Here is an 18,482-nt window from a genome sequence, read left to right as displayed (position 1 = left end):
TGAGTCCCGAACTGTTGCCGATAAGAGGTGTTCGATGAACGTCGACGTTGCCCACTCTCGAGAGTGAGGAGAACCGAATTGTCCTGAAAACGGGAGTGACCGTCATAACAATATTATTTTCATGGTGGCGATAGAAACCCAGACTAATCATGTATGCTGTCGATGACCTCAGTGATGCAATCGACGCAACCCGCGAGTTCCTCACGCCGCTCAGAATCGGGTTTGTGCTCAAACTCGCGCTGATCGTTTTCTTCGTGAGTAGCCTCGGGATGACCGGGCCGGGAATTCCGATGGGAGATATCGGAATGTACTCGGAGGATCCGACCCAGACCCAAGAATGGACGGAGTTCGAAGAGGAGTTCGAGGCTGAGACCGGGGAGGAGTTTCCCTTGGAGGAACTGATCGCCGGATTGGTCATCATCGGGCTACTCTTCGGAGGGATCTGGCTGGTGTACGCCCTCATCAAGGCGATCATGGAGTTCGTCTTCATCGAGTCGTTGCGCTCCGATGAGATACACTTCCGACGGTACTTCAAAGAGAATCTCGGTCGAGGGTTTCGGCTCTTCGTGTTCCGGGTGGGCGTCATACTGGCTTCGATAGCGCTCGTGGGCGGTCCGCTCTATTACGTCGCAACGACCGGCGACGGACTCGGTCAGGCTTCGGGAAGCACCCTTGGCGCGTTCGTGGCCTACGGGTTCGTCGTTACGCTCATCTATAGCGCCATCCTCCGTTTTACCTCCGAATTCGTCGCTCCGGTCATGCTCCTCGAGGAGCGGGGCGTGTTGAGCGCCTGGAGTCGCTTCTGGTCGACGTTCAAAGCGAACTGGACGGAGTACGTCGTCTATCTGGTGCTCGCGTGGATCATCCTGCTCGTCATCACGATAACGGCGTGGGCCGTGATCGCTATCACATCGTTCGTGCTTGCGATTCCATTCGTGATTCTGCTGTTCATCTTGGTCGCTGTTCTCGCGGAGTTGGGCGCAGTCGGCGGAATCATTCTGTTCTTCTTCGTGATCCTCGGATTGCTTATGTTTCTGCTGGTGCTGTCGTTGGTTTGGACGCCGATTACGGCGTACTTCCAGTACTACGCTCTCTTGTTGCTCGGCGATACCGACGGGGAACTCGATCTGATCCCGGACCAGCGCGCATTGATTCGCGGGGACGTCGCGGGCGCGGCTGCCGGCGGCTCGGCAACCGGTCACGCGACGGACTCGCAGTGGGATGAGACGGACGATACTCCAGACGACACTGACGAAGACGAATTCGGCGACGACGATGACGACGATCCGTGGTCGGCGTCGGACAGTCCCGGCGCGGTCGACGGCGAAGACGAGTTCGAATGGTACGATTCGGACGCCTCGGATGACGAATCGGGTCTCGATGGTGACGCCGAACGTGACGGCGCCGACCCCGGAACCGGTAGTGACGGTATCGGCAGTGGATTCGACGAGGGTGAGACAGACGCGGAAGACCCTGAAGAGTGGGGCGCTGACGACCCGGACGACGCTGCCGACACGGACAACAACGACGCTGACGACTCGGACGACGACCTCGACGACCGAGGCTGGTAGGGAGCAAATCGTTCGCCGTTCTCTCGGCTTCGCCGCCGATCGATTTTCCGGTGCCGAGCTGCGAACACTACTCGAGCCGTCGGTGCGTTTATTGCTCGAGGTGGCAAGTATTGCGTATGGAAGCCGATCTATCCGACGAGCATCGGATGATTCGAAAAACCGTCAGGGACGTCTGTACGGACGAAATCGAGCCGATCGCTCAGGAGATCGAGGACGAACACCGGTTCCCCGAGGAGATTTTCGATACGCTCGCAGATCTCGATATCATGGGAATTCCCATCGACGAGGAGTACGGCGGGTTGGGCGGCGATACGTTGATGTACGCGCTGGTCGCCGAAGAGATCGGCAGGGTTTCGGGCTCGGTGGGGTTGTCCTACGTCGCACACACCTCGCTGGCGTCGAAACCGCTCGAGTTGTTCGGCACCGAAGACCAGAAGGAACGATGGCTTCGGCCGCTCGCTGAGGGCGAGTATCTCGGCGGCTGGGCGTTAACTGAACCCGAGAGCGGTTCGGATGCCTCCGATATGAACACGACGGCCCGAAAGGACGGCTCGGAGTGGGTCCTGGACGGGACCAAGCAGTTCATCACCAACGCGTCCGTCGCGGGTTCGATTCTCGTCAAGGCCGTAACCGACCCGGACGCCGGCTACGACGGCATCTCGACGTTCATCGTCGACCCGAACGAAGACGACGGCTTCGAGGTGACGACGACCTGGGAAAAGATGGGGCTCAACGCCTCTCCCACCTGTGAAATCGCGCTTGACGACGTACGACTCCCGGACGATCGTCTTCTGGGCGAGGAGGGCGAGGGCTGGGAGCAGACGAAAAAGACCCTCGACGGGGGTCGCATCTCCATCGCCGCGCTCTCGACAGGGCTGGCCCAGGGAGCCTACGAGCACGCGAAGCGATACAGCACCGAACGCGAACAGTTCGGTCAGCCGATTTCGGAGTTCGACGCCGTCCGCGACAAAGTCGTCGATATGTACCGGAAGACCGAGCGTGCGCGACTGCTGACTCACAAAGCCGCACGGAAGTACGATCGCGGCGAACCCGTTACGAAAGCCTCCGCGCTCGCGAAACTCGACGCGAGCGAAGCCGCTCGAGAGGTCGCCGAAGATTCGGTACAGGTTTTGGGCGGCTACGGCTACACCACGGATTTCGCCCCCCAACGATTCTACCGCGATGCGAAACTCATGGAAATCGGTGAAGGGACCAGCGAAATCCAGCACCTCGTTATCGGCCGAGAACTCGGCCTTTAAACCGCCCCGGTGGAAACCACAGTCCATCGATGGCTTTCATACTCATTACCGGATTGTGCATGCTTGGACTCGGGATTGGGGGTATCCTGTACGCACCTGCTATTCTCGAGGCCCAACGAAAACGCGGTGCGACGCCGGTTCGTGCCGAGGCAATCGGCCAGAAGGATCGACTGCGAGCCACCCGAGGGGTCGGAGTCGCGTTCGCCGTGTTTGGCGGTTTGCTTATCGCGTACGCGGTTTTATGACTTGCGGCGAGACGACAAATTGATGGACGCTTCGGTGGCTATTTTCGCCGGTTGAACAGCGAGAGCGCGACCGAAACCGGCGAAGATCCAACGGACGGATCCTCTCTCCGGCGGTAAGATCGCGTAAGGTGTAACACGATCAGGTAGCTGAGCCCGGAAAGCGCCAGTGCGATGAGGAAGTTTCCGACGAGCAAGAACTGGACGAGGGCGAATGCCGTGTCGATTGTCCCATGACCGACGAAGACGAGCTGTTCGGATCCGAGGAGCATGCTCCCAAGCTGATAACTCGCGACGTACACTGCGGGTTTCACGAACGGGTTCATGCAGACGACCGCTCCGAACATTGCCGTCTTGCTCGTCCACGACTGCCAATATGCCATCGCAGCCAGTAACCCGAGTCCGAGCCCGCCGGTGGGCATCGATGTGACGAACAATCCGATCGCAAAACTAACTGCAACTTCGTGGGGCGAGTGATCCTCCGCAAATGCGGTAGTCAGCTCGCGGCGGACACGGTCGCGGTACACCGCCAGCCGATCTCGGATCATTCAAGCGTTGGAGGGAGATTCGGAGCAGACGAGAAAAAGCTACCGAGTATCGAACGGGCCGGTTGGAAATCAGTCACGAGCGTCGAACTCCGCGCGGAGTCAGGAGCGAAGCGCGCGAAGGTAGAAACGAAGCGCCGATCAGGGGAACGTTCCCGCTTCTTCGAACGCGTCGGCGACCCGCTGAACTGCAACGACGTAGGCGGCGGTTCGGAACGACTGAAGATCGTTCGCTTCGTACGTGTCGACGAGATCGGCGAACGCGTCGACGATGATCGCCTCGAGTTCCTCGTTGACCCGTTCTTCCGTCCAGTAGAACCGCTGGCGGTTCTGCACCCATTCGAAGTACGAGACGGTGACGCCGCCCGCGTTCGCGAGGATGTCCGGAATGACCAGCACGTCCTCGTCGGCGAGTATTTCGTCGGCTTTGGGCGTGAGCGGGCCGTTTGCGGCCTCCGAGATCACGTCGGCCTGAACGTCCGGTGCGAGGTCACCGTCGATGGCGTTCTCGAGCGCTGCCGGGATCAGGAGGTCGACGTCGAGCGTGAGGACGTCTTCGTTCGTAATCTCCTCGACCGCGCCGTCGTAGCCGGTGATGCTCCCCGTTTCGTGTTTGTGGTCTTTCGCGGCGACCGGATCGATGCCGTCGGCGTTGTAGATGCCACCGCTCGAGTCGCTGGCCGCGACTACGGTTGCACCCATTTCGTGGATCAGTTTCGCGGCGATCCAGCCGGCGTTTCCGTAGCCTTGCACGGCGACCGTCGCTCCCTCGAGGTCTTTATCGAGGTAGTCGAACGCTTCGCGTGCGACCAGAACGGTCGATCGCCCGGTCGCCTCGACGCGACCCTCGCTACCCCCGGAATCAGGTGCTTTTCCGGTGACGACGCCGGGTTCGGTGGTGTTCTCGAGCGTCTCGTAGGTGTCTTTGATCCAGTTCATCTCCCGCTGGCCCGTGTTCACATCGGGTGCTGGCACGTCCCGATCGACGCCGATCATCGGCCGGAGTTCCTTCGCGAACGCTCGCGTGAGTCGTTCGATCTCGGTTGCGGAGTACTCGTCGGGGTCGATGATTATCCCGCCTTTCCCGCCGCCGTAGGGAATCCCCACGGTTGCACATTTGTACACCATCCACCCGGAGAGCGCTTTGACCTCGTCTCGAGACACTCCCGGATGGTATCGAATGCCCCCTTTGTAGGGGCCGCGGTCACCGTTAAATTGGGACCGAAACGCTTTGAATCGCTCGAGCGATCCGTCGTCGAGTTCGACGGTGAGGTTCGTCTCGAGAACTCGTTCCGGGTGTTTGAGGCGCTCGAGGACGTCACTATCGACGTCGACGTGAGAACTGGCCTCGTCGATCTGAGATTGCAAACTTTCGAATGGGTTCGTTTGCTCCGACATACGCGCCTATTTTTCTGAACAGGGGATAAGCGTAGCGAATGTCTATCATGGGATGGTGTCGATAGTACATTAATTGATATGGATATCACCATATATTGGATGAACGGTCAGTATTCTCCATCTTCGAGTTCGGCACGCTCGAGGATTCGATTCGCTTGAGCGATCAACGGCGCGTCGATCATCTCACCGTCGACTTCGAACGCGCCGCGGTCGATGTCGTCGGCCTCGCGTTTGGCCGCGAGAACGTCGCGCGCCCACTCGAGATCCGCCGGTTCGGGGACGAACGCCTCGTTGATCGGTTCGATCTGCGCGGGATGGATCGCGAGTTTTCCGTCGTAGCCCAATTGGATCGCAAATGACGTTTCCGTTCGCAGGCCAGATTCGTCTTCGAAATCGGTAAAGACGGTATCGATGGCATCGATATCGGCCGCCGCCGCCGCGAGCACGATGCGCTCTCGAGCGTACAGAACCTCGGTTCCCACCGATGTTCGCGTTGCGCCGATGTCCGCAGAAAGGTCTTCAGCACCGAAAACGAGCGCCGTGGTTTCCGGAACGCGGGCGATCTTCGGAGCCTCGAGAACGCCGGAAGCGCTCTCGATGAGCGCGAAAATTGGGACTGTTGTCGCGTACTCTTCGAGTCGATCGACGACGGACTGGACGTCCGAAGCCGATGCCGTCTTGGGGAGCATCAGGCCGTCAAGTGTGAGTTGTCCGGAATCGACCAGCGCCTCGAGATCGGCGTCCCTCAGTTCCGGTTCGGCGTTGGTCCTGACACAGACCTCGCAGTCGGGATCGAATCGGGGATCGCTGAGAGCGTCTACAACACCCTCTCGAGCCTGTTGTTTTCGATCCGGGGAAACCCCATCCTCGAGATCGAACACGATCACGTCCGCATCGGACTTCGGTGCCTTTCGGAGCATCTCCGGGCGGTCTCCCGGCGTAAAGAGCACGCTTCGACGAGCCATACAGAGTGTGTGCGCGAGTGGACGAATTGAAAGTATGGGTTGGGAGCCGACAGTGGACGCGAATCATCCTCGTCGCACTGCCGGCGAATTCCGCCCAGCGAACTTTGGCGCTACTCCCCGTGACCTCTTTCATGTCCATCGAAAGCACGAATCCCGCGACCGGCGAGACGCTTGAGACGTACGAAGGAGAGTCGACCGCGGAGCGAGACGAGGCCGTAGGGCGGGCCGAGGAAGCGTTCGCTGAGTGGCGAGACGTTCCGATCGAAGACCGACAGCGGATGCTAGCCAGAGCCGGCGAGCAGTTGCGCGAGAAGGAGACGGAGTACGCAGAGCTGATGACAGCGGAGATGGGAAAACCCATCGCACAGAGCCAAGCGGAGGTCGAAAAATGCGCCTGGCTCTGTGAGTATTACGCCGAACACGCCGCCGAGCACCTGCAGGACGAGCGAGTCGCGAGCGACGCGGACGCTCGAACGCTGATCAGCTACGAGCCCCTTGGGACGGTCCTCGCCATCATGCCCTGGAACTTCCCGTTCTGGCAGGCGTTTCGCTTCGCCGTTCCGAACCTCGCCGCCGGAAACGTCGGCGTTCTCAAACACGCCTCGAACGTCCCCGGCTGCGCTCGAGCCATCGAGGAAGTCTTTCGGGAAGCCGGCTGTCCCGACGGCGCGTTCAGTTCGCTGTTGATCGGCTCCGACGAAATCGACGAGGTCATCGAAGATGATCGAATCGACGCCATCACGATCACCGGCTCGAGCGGGGCGGGCCGGTCGGTCGCCGAAACCGCCGGAAGCGAGCTGAAAAAGACCGTTCTCGAACTCGGCGGGAGCGACCCGTTCGTCGTTCTCGACGATGCGGACCTCGAGTCCGCGGTCGAGAAAGGGACCCAATCTCGGCTCATCAACTCCGGGCAGTCCTGTATCGCGGCGAAACGGTTCATCGTCGTCGATGACGTCTACGACGAGTTTCTCGAGCGATTCGTCGAGCGGATGGACGGGCGGGTCGTCGGCGATCCGATGGACGAAGAAACCGATATCGGCCCGCAGGCGCGCGAGGACCTCATGGAGACGCTCGACGAACAAGTTCAGGAGACCGTCGATCAGGGAGCGGAGTTACATATCGGCGGCGAGCCGATGGACCGAGAGGGTGCGTTCTACCCGCCGACGGTGCTTTCGGACGTTCCCGAGGGATCGCCAGCCGATCACGAGGAGTTGTTCGGCCCAGTCGCGACGGTATTTCGGGTTCCCGACGAGGAGGCGGCCATCGAGAAGGCGAACGACACGCGCTTCGGGCTTGGCGCGAGCGTCTGGACCGAAGACGAGACTCGAGGCGAACGCGTCGCGAGACAGTTCGAATCCGGAATGGCGTTCGTGAACGAACTCGTCAAGTCCGATCCCAGATTACCGTTCGGCGGCGTCAAGGAGTCCGGCTACGGCCGCGAGCTCGCTCGAGACGGAATCCGAGAGTTCGTCAACGAGAAGACGATCTGGGTCCAGCACGGGAGCGACGAGGACGCCGGATTAGTCGAATAGCGGGCGGTCGTCTCGAGACGAACGTTCAGGCTCGATTCGGCTCGGGGAGCCGTTTTCCTTCACCAGAACGGCTTCTCTCACCCCGAAGCGGGGATTCGATATCGTTTCGTTCCGAACCGCTGCCCACTGATTACGATCGACAGCGACGCGGAAACCAGCCCTCTGAACTGTTCTTGTGACGGCGTGGTGCCGCACCCGTCCTCTCGAGCGGTGTCAATCAAGCTGAACTCCCGATAGAATTCTCCGGTCGCTTCGTCGAGTTCGTAGTAAACTCCGCGTTGGTCGAGAACGGCGACCCGTTCGTCCGACCGGATCAGTCCTGCCGCCCTCGCGGTTCCGTCGTGACGCCAGCGCTCGGAGCGGTCGTCGTCGTACGCGCTTAGCGTTCCGTCCGCTCCGCTCACGATCAGCGCGTCGTCGATTGCCCGCACCACCTGGACGAACCCGCCGTCGACGTGTTCCTCGCCGTCTGCGACACGCCCACCGTCGAGTCGCTCTTCGATTGCCCCCGACTCGAGTGCCAGGCCGACGACGACGCCATCACTACGAGGTACCCATGCGATATCCGCAAACGAGACCGGCCTGTCGTACCAGCCGGGAGCCGCTTCGAGTGCGGTCTCCCACAGTTGGTCGCCCGTCTCCGGGTCGATACCGACCACCGTTCCGTCGTGGGTCGCCGCGACGACCGTCTCCTCGACCAGCGCGAGACCTCGCGAAACTTCGTCCGCCAGTTCAACCGTCCACCGGATCGACCCGTCGTCCGCCGAAACGCCGATGACGAGATTGTCGGCCTCGAGATCGTCGTGGTCGGGCTGGGTCACCGCCGCAATGACGGTATCGTCGTGAACGAGCGTTTCCATTCCCATACTACTGTCCTCGTTGTTGCCGGCGTCGAACTCCCACTGGAGATTGCCGGTCGACCGCTCGAGTGCTAACAGCGTATTCCCACCAGTCGAAGCGAACACTTGCTCGTCGGTTGGCCGGGGAGCGCCGATTCCGCCGGCGAGTTCCTGTCTGGCCACCCACTTCAGTTCGCCCATCGAATCAATCGCGAGCAGGCGAAACATATCCGTTCCGGAACCTGTCCGAGAAATACCGGCTCCGCCGCCGACGAAGACCGTCTCGTCGTCCACCACCGGCCGAGACCAACTGAGTGCAGCGGAGCCGGTGTACTCCTGAGCCGGGTCGAGATACTCGGGGCAGTCGAGGTCGTCGTCGCGGAGGAGCCAGTAGCCGCCAGAGATCAATCCTGCGGAACCGGCACCGATTGCGCCGAGCAGTTTCCGTCTATCGAGGGAGACCATACGCCAAAACGGCCGGATTGTGGTGAAAGTCTTTTGAAATCATACCATTGATACAATCTTCTCCGCCATGCGTGTGAGCGAACAGCGTTCTCAATACTCTCGGTCTTGGAGAATCGGTTATCCGTTCGAGTCAGGTCTGACGTTCGTAAACGAACTCGTCAAATCAGACCCCAGATTGCCCTTCGACGGCGTCAACAAGTCCGGATACGGACACGAACTCACCGACCAAGGCACTCGAGAATTCGTTAACACGAAGACGATCCGTGTTTCAACACGGGAGCGACGAAGACGCGGAACTACTCGGATAGCGGTCTTTCGTCGGACAGCGCAACCGACCACCGGCCAAAAATCAGTCTTGATGTGTCTCGTTCGTCACATACAGTCAGGAAGACCGCGTATACAGTCCGAGACTGGCGACTGCGACCAACAACGCCAGAAGGCCCGCGGAAACACCGAAGCCAGGCATTCCATCGTCGTCGATTTCACTCTCCGCATACACCGATTCTTCGTTCGAGTTTACCAGATCCCACGTTGCTGTCGTTCCATCGTCGCTTAGTTGGTCAGCGTTGTGGTCCTGAATCTCGCCAGGCATGATCAGTTCGTACTCGACGGTAATCTGACTGTCAAACTCGTCCATCTCACCACCTTCTTCTCCGCCGGTATCGTCCATGACGCCGCTATCTTCGAACTCGATCATATCGTCCTCAACTGTGACGTCGATATCGTCCGATCCACCAGGGTCAACATTGTCGGCACTGACAGTCACGAGATAATCTCCATCATCGAGTTCCTTGGTCGATGAACTCACGTCATCGTAGTACTCGTCGTCAGTGTCGTCTAGCATATCGTCTTCCAGCATCGCCTCAACTGAGTCGTACCCTTCCTCCTGAGCTTCAGCCTCGAATTCGTTGTAGAGAATCTCATCCATCTCCATTTCGACTGCCATCGTCTCGAGGTCACCATCCGGAGAAACTTCGACTGTCGCAGTCATATGAAGACATCCTGAAAGAAGGATCACCGCAAGAACAGCTAGTGACGCGATTGTTCTTCTATTCATCGTTCGGCCTTCACAATCATACTTCGATGAATGTTACTTTGTTCGGATCGGTCAGTGGATACCCCAGCACGCTTCTCACTATAATATCTTCCTACCATTATGCGATTTCCGTCTACGAGAATTCCTCCTATCTATTTAGTAATTATGTTCTATTGAAATGTGTGGGGCAATGAAATTAGACGAATCCCATCCATGGGGATTTTCCATACCCAACGGACCAAATCGGATAGTTCACCGATCACCACTGACATTCTTTGGGGGCGCCATCTATGTCTCTGGTATGACCGGACTCTACTACGAGGAACTCGAGGTCGGTACGACCATCGAGCACGAGCGGCGGCGGACGATTTCCGAGAGCGACAACCAGCGCTTCTGTGATATGACGATGAACCAGCAGCCGCTACACCTCGATTCCGAATTCGCCGAGGACACTCAGTTCGGCGAACGACTGGTCAACGGACTCTACACGATGTCGCTGGCGGTCGGTATTTCGATTCCGGAAACGACCGACGGCACCATCGTCGCGAACCTCTCGTACGATTCTGTCGAGCACCCGGAACCGGTCTTTCACGGCGATACGATCCGCGTCCAGTCGACCGTTACCGAGAAGCGAGAAACGTCCGACGGCGACCGCGGCGTCGTCACGATGCGCGTCGAAGCCTTCAATCAGGACGACGACCTGGTCTGTTCGTTCGACCGGACAGTCCTTTCGAAAAAGCGCGAACAGGTTCCCTGAACAATCGGAGCGGTTTGTCCTAGCCGTTCCGATCTAGCACAATCACGAGACAAAACGTACACGACGACGGGACGAATGGACACGGTAGCAGCAGCCAGATTGAACGTACACGATGACATCTCCCAAATCAGACGAATCCGATGGAATCGTAATCAGCTCGGAGCCCGCTGATTCACCCGACTCGACGACGGATCTCGAGTGGCTATCGCTCGAGGACGGCGAGTCAGTCCACTGGATCGGCGGACCGGATTGGCGGACGATCACACCGATTGTGGCACTCCTGTTACTACCGCTGAGTACGCTGGTGTTGTTCCCGTTCTCGGTATCTGCCGGGCTCGTCGCGATGGCGGTCCTGTCGATCGTGACGCTTCCCGTCGTTCTCTGGGCGGTCTTGCGCATCAGTCGAACCGATTACGTCGTTACCTCGAGTGCGCTCTACAAGAAACGCGGCGTCTTCTCGAGGGACGTCAAACGGGTCGATTTCGAAAAGGTGCAAAACAGCACCTACACCCAGACCGCGGTCGGGAACGTCATGGGGTACGGCCACGTCGGGATCAGCACCGCGGGCGGAGCCGGCGTCGAGATGCGCTTTGCCTCTGTTCGAGCCCCAAAGCAGGTGCAGGCGATGATCAGTCGCTACCGTTCGGACGAACAGGGAGCGGACGAACGGCCCGACGAGGAGGTTCTCGAGGAGATTCTCGCGGAACTCCGCGCGATTCGATCCGCCGTCGAAGACGCTGATGTGTCCAATAAAAAATCCCCGTCGCGCAACGTCACCGTCAGTCACGACGAGACGGAACTCGATAAGTGAACGGTAACGCGGAACCAAAACCGGAGTTACAGCTTCAACGGCGACCGCCTGATGGGGTTAGGCCTTCGCCTGCCACGTCCGAACTCGATCCGCGCTCACGCCGTCGACGCTCTCGGCGACGGCATCCGGATCGGCATCAGAGAGATCCGACACGTCTTCGATTCCCGCGTTCGCGAGCTTTTCGACGGTCTTCGCGCCGATTCCCTCGAGCGCCTCGAGGTCCGAACCGCTGTCCGCTTCTCGAGCCTGGAACTCGCGGTAGTTACAGATCGGACAGCCAAGCTCCCACGGTTCGTCGCCGTTGTGGACGAGCAGTTCCGGCAGGTCGTGTTCCTCACAGCGTTCGTCGGTGACCTCGATCTCGCCCCGGCGGGGGAGCGGGAGCGAATACTCGCAGTCGGGGTACCGGGTACAGCCGACGAGTCTCGAGCCGCTCTGGAGGGTCTTGACGGCGAGTTCGCCGCCCGCTTCGGCGGTTTCACCGCCTTCTCGCGACTCCTCCGGAGTCGCGCTGTCGTCCCCACATTCTGGGCACGCCCCCAGCGTCGGCCCTTCGCCGGCCTCTTCGGCCTTACAGAGCGCACAGCCGTGAACGAACGTCTGTCGTCCGGCGAGCATCTTCACCTCGTTGAGGCCGTGTTCTTCGCACTCCTCGTCGAGGATCAGCGGCTTGCCCGTCGAAGGGAGCGGGAGCGTGTTCTCGCAGTCGGGATAGCCGTCGCAGCCGACGAAATAGGAGCCGTGGCGCGAGCGCCGAACGAGCAGGTCCTCGCCGCATTCGGGACACGGCCCGAGGCGCTTGTCGTCTTTGAGCGACTTGCGCAGTTGGTCGCCGATCTCCTCGCGGGAATCGGCGAGACTCGCGAAGATATCCTCGAGCATCTCTCGGGACTCGTCGGTGACGTCTTCGAGCGATGCTTCTCCGTTCGCGATGGCGTCCATGTCCGCCTCGAGCTGGGCAGTCATGTCCTCGCTGACGACGCGGTCGGCGTAGTCCTCCGCGGCACCGACGACGGCCATCGCGAGTCGCGTCGGCCGCGGCGGATCGCTCTCGATGTAGCCACGGTCATAGAGCTTCTCGATCGTCTCGTGGCGGGTCGACTTCGTCCCGATACCCAGGTCCTCCATCGTCTCGATGAGCCGTGATTGTCCGTATCGCCGCGGCGGTTGGGTCTCTTTGGCCTCGAGTTCGGCATCGGAAAGCGAGAGCTCCTCGCCCACGTCGACGGCGGGAACGAAGTTCTCGGAGGTGTTGAAGTACGGGTAGACGGCGTGGTAACCCGGTTCCACGAGACGCTTGCCGTTGGCTTTGAGTCGCTCTTCGTCGTCGACTTCCGCGACGACCTTGAGGTGTTCCCACTCCGCGGGGTCGGCGACGGTCGCGTAGAATCGTCGCACGACGAGTTCGAACACTTCCCACTCGTCGTCTGAGACGTCGCCGCCGCGAGACGGAATCTCTCCTGTCGGGTGAATTGGCGGGTGATCGGTCGTCTCCTCGTCGCCTTCCGTCGGAACGATTTCCTCGTCGCCCTCGAGGAGCGATTCTGCGCTCTCGCCCAGCGTCGGGTGGCCGACGAACTCGTCCAAGAGCGCGTCGGGCTCGAGGTCGTCCGGGTAGACCGTGTTGTCCGTTCGGGGATAGGTAATGTAACCGGCAGTGTAGAGGTCCTCCGCGATGGACATCGCCCGTTTAGCGGAGTAGCCGATCGCGCTCGCCGCGCGGATGAACTGAGTGGTGTTGAACGGTGCTGGCGGCGAATCCGTCCGGCTGCGACCGTTGACGTCGACGACCGTCGCCGAGTCCGCACTCGAGAGCGTCTCGTAGACCCCCTCTGCGGTGGACTCGTCCCAGACGCGTTCAGCTTCGTTGTCGTCTTCGTCTCGATAAAAATACTGGGCTTCGAACGGCGCGGTCGGGTCCTCGCCGCTCTCGCCGTCGGCCTCGGCACCGTCGTCGCTGTCGGTTTTCGCCAGATCGGCGACCAGTTCCCAGTAGGATTCGGGATCGAACGCCTCGATCTCGCGCTCCCGGTCGACCATCAGTTTGAGCGTCGGCGACTGGACTCGGCCGACCGAGATGAAGTCGTTGCCCAGTTGGCCCGAGGACAGCGAGAGGAATCGCGTGAGCGACGCTCCCCAGATGAGATCGATGATTTGGCGGGCCTCGCCGGCGGCGGCGAGGTCGAAGTCGAGTTCGTCGGGTTCGTTGAACGCCGACTGGACCTCGTTTTCGGTGATCGAGGAGAACCGCACCCGGCGAATCGGGATCTCGTCGTTAGCTTCCTCGACGATCTCGTAGGCTTCCTTGCCGATGAGTTCGCCCTCGCGGTCGTAGTCAGTCGCGATCGTCGCCAGTTCGGCTTTGCGCGCGAGGATTCGAAGCGTCGCGACGATGTTCTCTTTGGTCGGCGTCTTTTCGACGCTCGCGTCGATCAACTCCGCGGGTTCGACGTCGCGCCAGTCCGAATACTCCGGCGGGAAATCCACCCCGACGACGTGTCCAGAGAGACCGACGCAGCGCTTGCCGCCCCATTCGTAGACGTTCACTCCATTCTTGCGACTCGAGTCCATCGAGTCTCCGCTCAGAATTTCGGCGATTCGCCGCGCAGCGTTGTCCTTCTCCGTAATAATCAGCTCCACGGTCGCTCACCCCCCACAAGGAACTTCTCGAGCATGATCGCTCGGTACGACCGAGATTGGGATAACCCTTTCGCCGAAACTCGCCTGAAATCGCAAGACTACGCGAGTGTGCGTGCGTTGAGCGCTCGCGTGCGCAAGGTGGCTCGAGATGCGCCGTGTCGACTCGAGATCGAACTTCGTCGAGTTTCGAAATACGACGTGAACGTCCCCGAGTTGAAAAATACCCGAGTCGTGAACACTGCTCGAGTTCGGTTGCGGACAGTTATCCCTCTGGAATTCCTCTCCACACCTATGACCCGCCGTATGACGGTTTCTCTCGACGACGACGCTGAAACAGCACTCGAGACGCTCATGTCCCAGACGGACAACGGCCAGAGCGAGGTGGTCCGACGGGCGCTCGCGTTCTACGCGGCGAACTTCGAAGCCGCGAGCGGTCGGCCCAGCGACAACCTAGAGCAGTACTATCAGATGCTTTCTTCGGGCGAGCACGTTCTACTCGACGTCGACTTTCTGCACTGTTTTCTTGAACACCTCTACGAGGACGGCGACCCGGATCCAGCGTTCGTCGAGGCCGCCGACCGCGTCTCGGACTACCACGCTCGAGAGTACGCCGAGCGCTTCGACGGCGTCGAAGAACTCCTCGAGTGGCTGTCTTTTTGTGGCTTTCTTGGCGTTCGAACCCAGGAGGATGGCGTCTACCAGATCGTCTTCGCGTCCGAACCGATCCGCTGGTTCATGACGCGGTTCATCGAACGAAGCACGGTCGATCTCCCGGTCGACATCGAGATCGATCAGGGGCTCTCGAAGGTGTTTATTACCGAGCGGCCGGCAGGCGAGCAGAACGAAGGCGAGTAGCCGAACCCGGCCGAGCCAGTTGACCGGAGTCGACAAGTGGAGTTCTGACCACACATCTTCATACGCAGACGAGATCATACGAATTCATACAATATCATACTTTTTCACACGAGACCATACACTCTCATACAGATTTCGTCCAATTACCGGTACTGTATCGAGCCGTATGACCGCTTCTCAACAACCCTTTTGGTGGTTACGGAGAGGGATGTGAGTGTATATCGCACATGGGTATCGTCAACCGACTCAAGGCAATCGGTCCGGGGGCGCTCGTCGCGGCGGCGTTCGTGGGACCAGGTACTGTAACGACGGCAAGCGTCATCGGCGCGGAGTACGCTTACCTCCTGCTGTGGACGATCGCGTTCTCGATCATCGCGACGCTGGTCCTACAGGAAATGAGTGCACGACTCGGGCTGGTCTCTCGAGAAGGGCTTGGAGAGGCGCTTCGGAACGAGTCGTCGAACCCGTTCATCAAGACGGTTACTGTCGGGCTGGTTGTCGCCGCAATTGGTATCGGAACAGCAGCGTTCCAGACCGGCAATATCGTCGGCGGCGCTGCGGGATTGAACACGATTACTGGGATCAGCGAGAACGTCTGGGGACCGATCATCGGGCTCATCGCGGGTACCTTGCTCTGGACCGGTAATTACAAGCTAATCGAACGGGTGTTTATTGGCCTCGTCACCGTCATGGGGCTCGCGTTCGTTGCAAACGCGATTATGGTCCGACCGGATCTTGGCGCACTATCCGGTGGACTCGTCCCGACGGTTCCAGAGGGGTCTGCGTACCTCATTGCGGGGCTCGTCGGAACGACCGTCGTCGGTTATAACCTGTTCCTTCACGCGAGCACGGTTCAGGAGCGCTGGGACGGGCCGAGCGACCTGGCGGAGTGTCGAACGGATACGATCGCGATGGTCGTCCTCGGCGGAATCATCACGACCTCGATCGTCGTTACCGCCGCGGCGGTGTTTCCGGAAGGGACGGCGATCGATGACGTTGGTGAAATGGCCGACCAGCTCGAGCCGGTCTTCGGCGGTTATGCATTGACGTTCTTCGCGGTCGGTTTGTTCGCCGCCGGCTTTACGAGTGCGATGAGTGCACCCCTGGCAGGGGCGTACGCCACCGCTGGCGCACTCGGATGGGAGCGAGACCTTACGTCGACGCGATTCCGCGCTATCTGGGTATCAATCCTTAGCGTTGGCATCGTCTTTTCGGCACTCGACTATAGCCCCGTGGAAGTGATCGTCTTCGCACAGGTCGCGAACGGTCTCCTCTTGCCGATCCTTGCAGTCTTCCTGATCTACGCGATGAACAACGAATCGCTGCTCGGGGAATACACGAACAGCACGCTCCAGAACGTTCTCGGTGGACTCGTTACGCTGGTCGTGGTCGGAATCGGTCTGCAGACACTGTACGACATTCTCGTCCTCTAATCGGACAGCACCACTATCTCTCTTGATCTCACATGAACGAATCAGACATGACAGACGGAGTTGAATCGGATCAAACGACCGACGAGGCAGCATCCGCCACGCAAGATGTCCACTCGAGCGCGGCCGATACGCGAGTCGGCGTCGACGTGGGCGGCACGTTCACGGACGTGGCGCTCTCGGTCGAGGACCGACTCGTTACCGCGAAAGTACCCACCACGGACGACCAGAGCGTCGGCGTGCTCGAGGGCATCGAGAAGGCTTGCGAACGTGCGGGCATCGAGCCGAGCGAGATCGACGAGTTTGCCCACGCGATGACCGTCTCGGTCAATGCCCTCCTCGAGCGCGGCGGCGCGAAGACCGCGCTGGTCACGACCGAAGGGTTCCGGGACGTACTCGAGATCGGCAGACAGGATCGACCCGACCTGTACGATCTCGAGGCCGAAAAGCCCGACCCGCTCGTTCCGCGCCGTCGACGGTACGAACTCGAGGAGCGAACGACGCCCGAGGGCGTCGAACGAGCGGTCGACGAGGACGAGGTTCGCGAACTCGCTTCGGCCCTGCGAGAGCGCGACATCGAGAGCGTTGCGATCTGTCTGCTTCACGCCTACGCCGACCCCGAAAACGAGCGAGTCGTCGCCGACGTGCTTCGCGAGGAACTCGAGGTTCCGGTCTCGGCCTCACACGAGGTCCTCGCCGAATTCCGCGAGTTCGAGCGAACGTCGACGACTGCCGTCGACGCCTATGTTCGCCCGGCCATCGACAGCTACGTCGGCCGGCTGGTCGAGGAGGCGACCGAGGCAGGTATCCCTGCGCCGCAGATCATGCAGGCCAACGGCGGCATCGCCGATCCCGAAACAGTCCGCGAGCAGGCCGTCACAACCACGCTTTCGGGGCCCGCAGCGGGCGTCGTCGGCGCCGCCGCCACGGTGGACGACGACGCCGTTTCGGGACTTGTCACCTTTGACATGGGCGGCACCTCGAGCGATGTGAGCCTCGTCCGGGACGGCGAAGCCGAACGGACGACCGACTCCGAAATCGACGGCCTCCCGATCCGGACGCCGATGGTCGACGTGAACACCGTCGGCGCTGGCGGCGGTTCGATCGCCTGGGTCGACGCGGGCGGTGCACTCCGGGTCGGTCCCCGTTCCTCGGGGGCTCAACCCGGTCCAGCCTGCTACGGCCGCGGCGGCACCGAACCGACGGTAACGGATGCGAACGTCGTACTGGGGTATATCGGCCCGGAAACTGCACTCGGCGGCGAGTTCACGCTCGATGTCGAAGCCGCCCACGATTCCCTCGAACGGCTCGCGGACGAAGCTGGCCTCGAGGACGCACTCGAGGCGGCTCGGGGCGTCTACCGCGTCGCGAACGCGACGATGACCCGGACGATCCGCTCGGTCACCGTCGAGCGCGGGCACGACCCTCGAGCGTTCGCGCTCGTCGCCTTCGGCGGTGCGGGGCCGATGCATGCCGCGGCGCTCGCGGAGAGTCTCGAGGTTGACCGGGTGGTCGTTCCCCGTCCCGGCGGCGTCCTTTCTGCGTTCGGCCTGCTCGCGGCCGACGAGAGCTACGACGCCGTGAGGACGGTCGGCGTCGGTCTCGATGATGCGGATCCGTCACGTCTCGAGGACGTCTACGACGGACTCGTTTCGGATGTGTTGGCAGACGCCTCCGATCCCGACGCGGCTCGGATCGAACGAACCGCCGACTGCCGGTACGCCGGGCAAAGTTTCGAACTGTCCGTTTCAGCCGGAGAGACGTTCGACTCAGCGGCGGTCGCAGAGCGGTTCCACGAAGCGCACGAACAGGCCTACGGCTACGCGATGGACGAAGCCATCGAGGTCGTCAATCTGCGCGCGAGCGCGACCGTCGACGGCCCCGACCCGCTCGTCCGCCACGACGGCGAGGGCGACGCCCGAATCGGCACTCGGGACGCCCACTTTCCCGGCCACGGCACGCACGAAACCGCCGTCTACGAACGCGACCGGCTCGAGCCGGGAACGCCGGTCGAGGGACCTGCGGTCCTCGAACAGGCCGAGAGTACGACCGTCGTTCCGCCCGCGTGGACCGGCGAGATCCTCGAGGACGGCGCGCTCGTCATGACCCAGGAACAGTCAGACGATGGAGCATAGCC

The 18,482-nt window shown here is 60.8% G+C and carries 15 protein-coding genes and 1 pseudogene; 10 read left to right on the top strand and 6 right to left on the bottom strand.

Annotated features, from left to right (window positions below; translation table 11 throughout):
- Positions 1–149 precede the first annotated feature (149 nt).
- The 3 genes from ACYQ14_RS03910 to ACYQ14_RS03900 all read left to right on the top strand — a co-directional run bounded on the left by ACYQ14_RS03910 (position 150) and on the right by ACYQ14_RS03900 (position 3,075).
- A complete protein-coding gene (locus ACYQ14_RS03910; RefSeq protein WP_459885004.1) occupies positions 150–1,571 on the top strand; it encodes a DUF7544 domain-containing protein in 1,422 nt (473 codons plus the stop codon).
- 116 nt (positions 1,572–1,687) lie between these two features.
- Positions 1,688–2,830: an acyl-CoA dehydrogenase family protein gene (locus tag ACYQ14_RS03905; RefSeq protein WP_459885002.1), complete on the top strand. Its 1,143-nt coding sequence runs from the start codon at positions 1,688–1,690 to the stop codon at positions 2,828–2,830.
- A gap of 29 nt (positions 2,831–2,859) precedes the next feature.
- The gene (locus ACYQ14_RS03900; protein WP_459885000.1) at positions 2,860–3,075 is read left to right on the top strand and encodes a hypothetical protein; all 216 of its coding nucleotides are present in this window, start codon (positions 2,860–2,862) and stop codon (positions 3,073–3,075) included.
- A 38-nt stretch (positions 3,076–3,113) separates the two neighbouring features.
- Here the strand turns inward: ACYQ14_RS03900 and ACYQ14_RS03895 are convergent, their stop codons facing one another.
- From ACYQ14_RS03895 to ACYQ14_RS03885, 3 genes are all read right to left on the bottom strand, one after another.
- Positions 3,114–3,599: a DUF2062 domain-containing protein gene (locus ACYQ14_RS03895; RefSeq protein WP_459884998.1), complete on the bottom strand. Its 486-nt coding sequence runs from the start codon at positions 3,597–3,599 to the stop codon at positions 3,114–3,116.
- Positions 3,600–3,758: 159 nt separating this feature from the next.
- Positions 3,759–5,015, bottom strand: a complete 1,257-nt coding sequence (locus ACYQ14_RS03890) for a Glu/Leu/Phe/Val family dehydrogenase (RefSeq protein ID WP_459884996.1) — start codon at positions 5,013–5,015, stop codon at positions 3,759–3,761.
- A 107-nt stretch (positions 5,016–5,122) separates the two neighbouring features.
- Positions 5,123–5,980, bottom strand: a complete 858-nt coding sequence (locus ACYQ14_RS03885; RefSeq protein ID WP_459884994.1) for an HpcH/HpaI aldolase/citrate lyase family protein — start codon at positions 5,978–5,980, stop codon at positions 5,123–5,125.
- A 131-nt stretch (positions 5,981–6,111) separates the two neighbouring features.
- Here ACYQ14_RS03885 and ACYQ14_RS03880 point away from each other — a divergent pair, with 131 nt between their 5' ends.
- Positions 6,112–7,512 carry an NAD-dependent succinate-semialdehyde dehydrogenase gene (locus tag ACYQ14_RS03880; RefSeq protein ID WP_459884992.1) on the top strand — a complete coding sequence of 467 codons (1,401 nt, stop codon included), beginning with the start codon at positions 6,112–6,114 and terminating at the stop codon, positions 7,510–7,512.
- A 77-nt stretch (positions 7,513–7,589) separates the two neighbouring features.
- On the opposite strand, the gene ACYQ14_RS03875 is transcribed toward ACYQ14_RS03880, so the two are convergent.
- Positions 7,590–8,816, bottom strand: coding sequence for an outer membrane protein assembly factor BamB family protein (locus ACYQ14_RS03875; protein ID WP_459884990.1), 1,227 nt, complete (start codon positions 8,814–8,816; stop codon positions 7,590–7,592).
- A gap of 118 nt (positions 8,817–8,934) precedes the next feature.
- On the opposite strand from ACYQ14_RS03875, the pseudogene ACYQ14_RS03870 reads away from it, so the two are divergent.
- Positions 8,935–9,084 (top strand): annotated as a pseudogene (locus tag ACYQ14_RS03870) (aldehyde dehydrogenase family protein); the annotation flags it as partial.
- A 114-nt stretch (positions 9,085–9,198) separates the two neighbouring features.
- On the opposite strand, the gene ACYQ14_RS03865 reads toward ACYQ14_RS03870, so the two are convergent.
- On the bottom strand, positions 9,199–9,807 hold the full coding sequence (locus tag ACYQ14_RS03865) for a hypothetical protein (RefSeq protein WP_459884988.1): 609 nt from the start codon (positions 9,805–9,807) through the stop codon (positions 9,199–9,201).
- A gap of 346 nt (positions 9,808–10,153) precedes the next feature.
- Here ACYQ14_RS03865 and ACYQ14_RS03860 point away from each other — a divergent pair, with 346 nt between their 5' ends.
- Positions 10,154–10,609 (top strand): MaoC family dehydratase, encoded by a 456-nt coding sequence (locus ACYQ14_RS03860; RefSeq protein ID WP_459884986.1) that lies wholly within the window; start codon positions 10,154–10,156, stop codon positions 10,607–10,609.
- 112 nt (positions 10,610–10,721) lie between these two features.
- Positions 10,722–11,420, top strand: a complete 699-nt coding sequence (locus ACYQ14_RS03855) for a PH domain-containing protein (RefSeq protein WP_459884984.1) — start codon at positions 10,722–10,724, stop codon at positions 11,418–11,420.
- 57 nt (positions 11,421–11,477) lie between these two features.
- Here the strand turns inward: ACYQ14_RS03855 and ACYQ14_RS03850 are convergent, their stop codons facing one another.
- Entirely contained in the window at positions 11,478–14,060 is a 2,583-nt protein-coding gene (locus tag ACYQ14_RS03850) for a DNA topoisomerase I (protein ID WP_459884982.1), read from the bottom strand.
- 291 nt (positions 14,061–14,351) lie between these two features.
- On the opposite strand from ACYQ14_RS03850, the gene ACYQ14_RS03845 reads away from it, so the two are divergent.
- The 3 genes from ACYQ14_RS03845 to ACYQ14_RS03835 all read left to right on the top strand — a co-directional run bounded on the left by ACYQ14_RS03845 (position 14,352) and on the right by ACYQ14_RS03835 (position 18,480).
- On the top strand, positions 14,352–14,915 hold the full coding sequence (locus ACYQ14_RS03845; RefSeq protein WP_459884980.1) for a ribbon-helix-helix domain-containing protein: 564 nt from the start codon (positions 14,352–14,354) through the stop codon (positions 14,913–14,915).
- 227 nt (positions 14,916–15,142) lie between these two features.
- Positions 15,143–16,348, top strand: a complete 1,206-nt coding sequence (locus ACYQ14_RS03840; RefSeq protein ID WP_459884978.1) for an Nramp family divalent metal transporter — start codon at positions 15,143–15,145, stop codon at positions 16,346–16,348.
- Positions 16,349–16,395: 47 nt separating this feature from the next.
- Complete coding sequence (locus ACYQ14_RS03835; protein ID WP_459884976.1) at positions 16,396–18,480, top strand: hydantoinase/oxoprolinase family protein; 2,085 nt, start codon at positions 16,396–16,398, stop codon at positions 18,478–18,480.
- Positions 18,481–18,482 lie beyond the last annotated feature (2 nt).

It is taken from the genome of Halostagnicola bangensis, assembly GCF_054653435.1.
The sequence above is the reverse complement of the archived record's forward strand: the minus strand, read 5'-3'. Positions and strand labels throughout refer to the sequence as shown.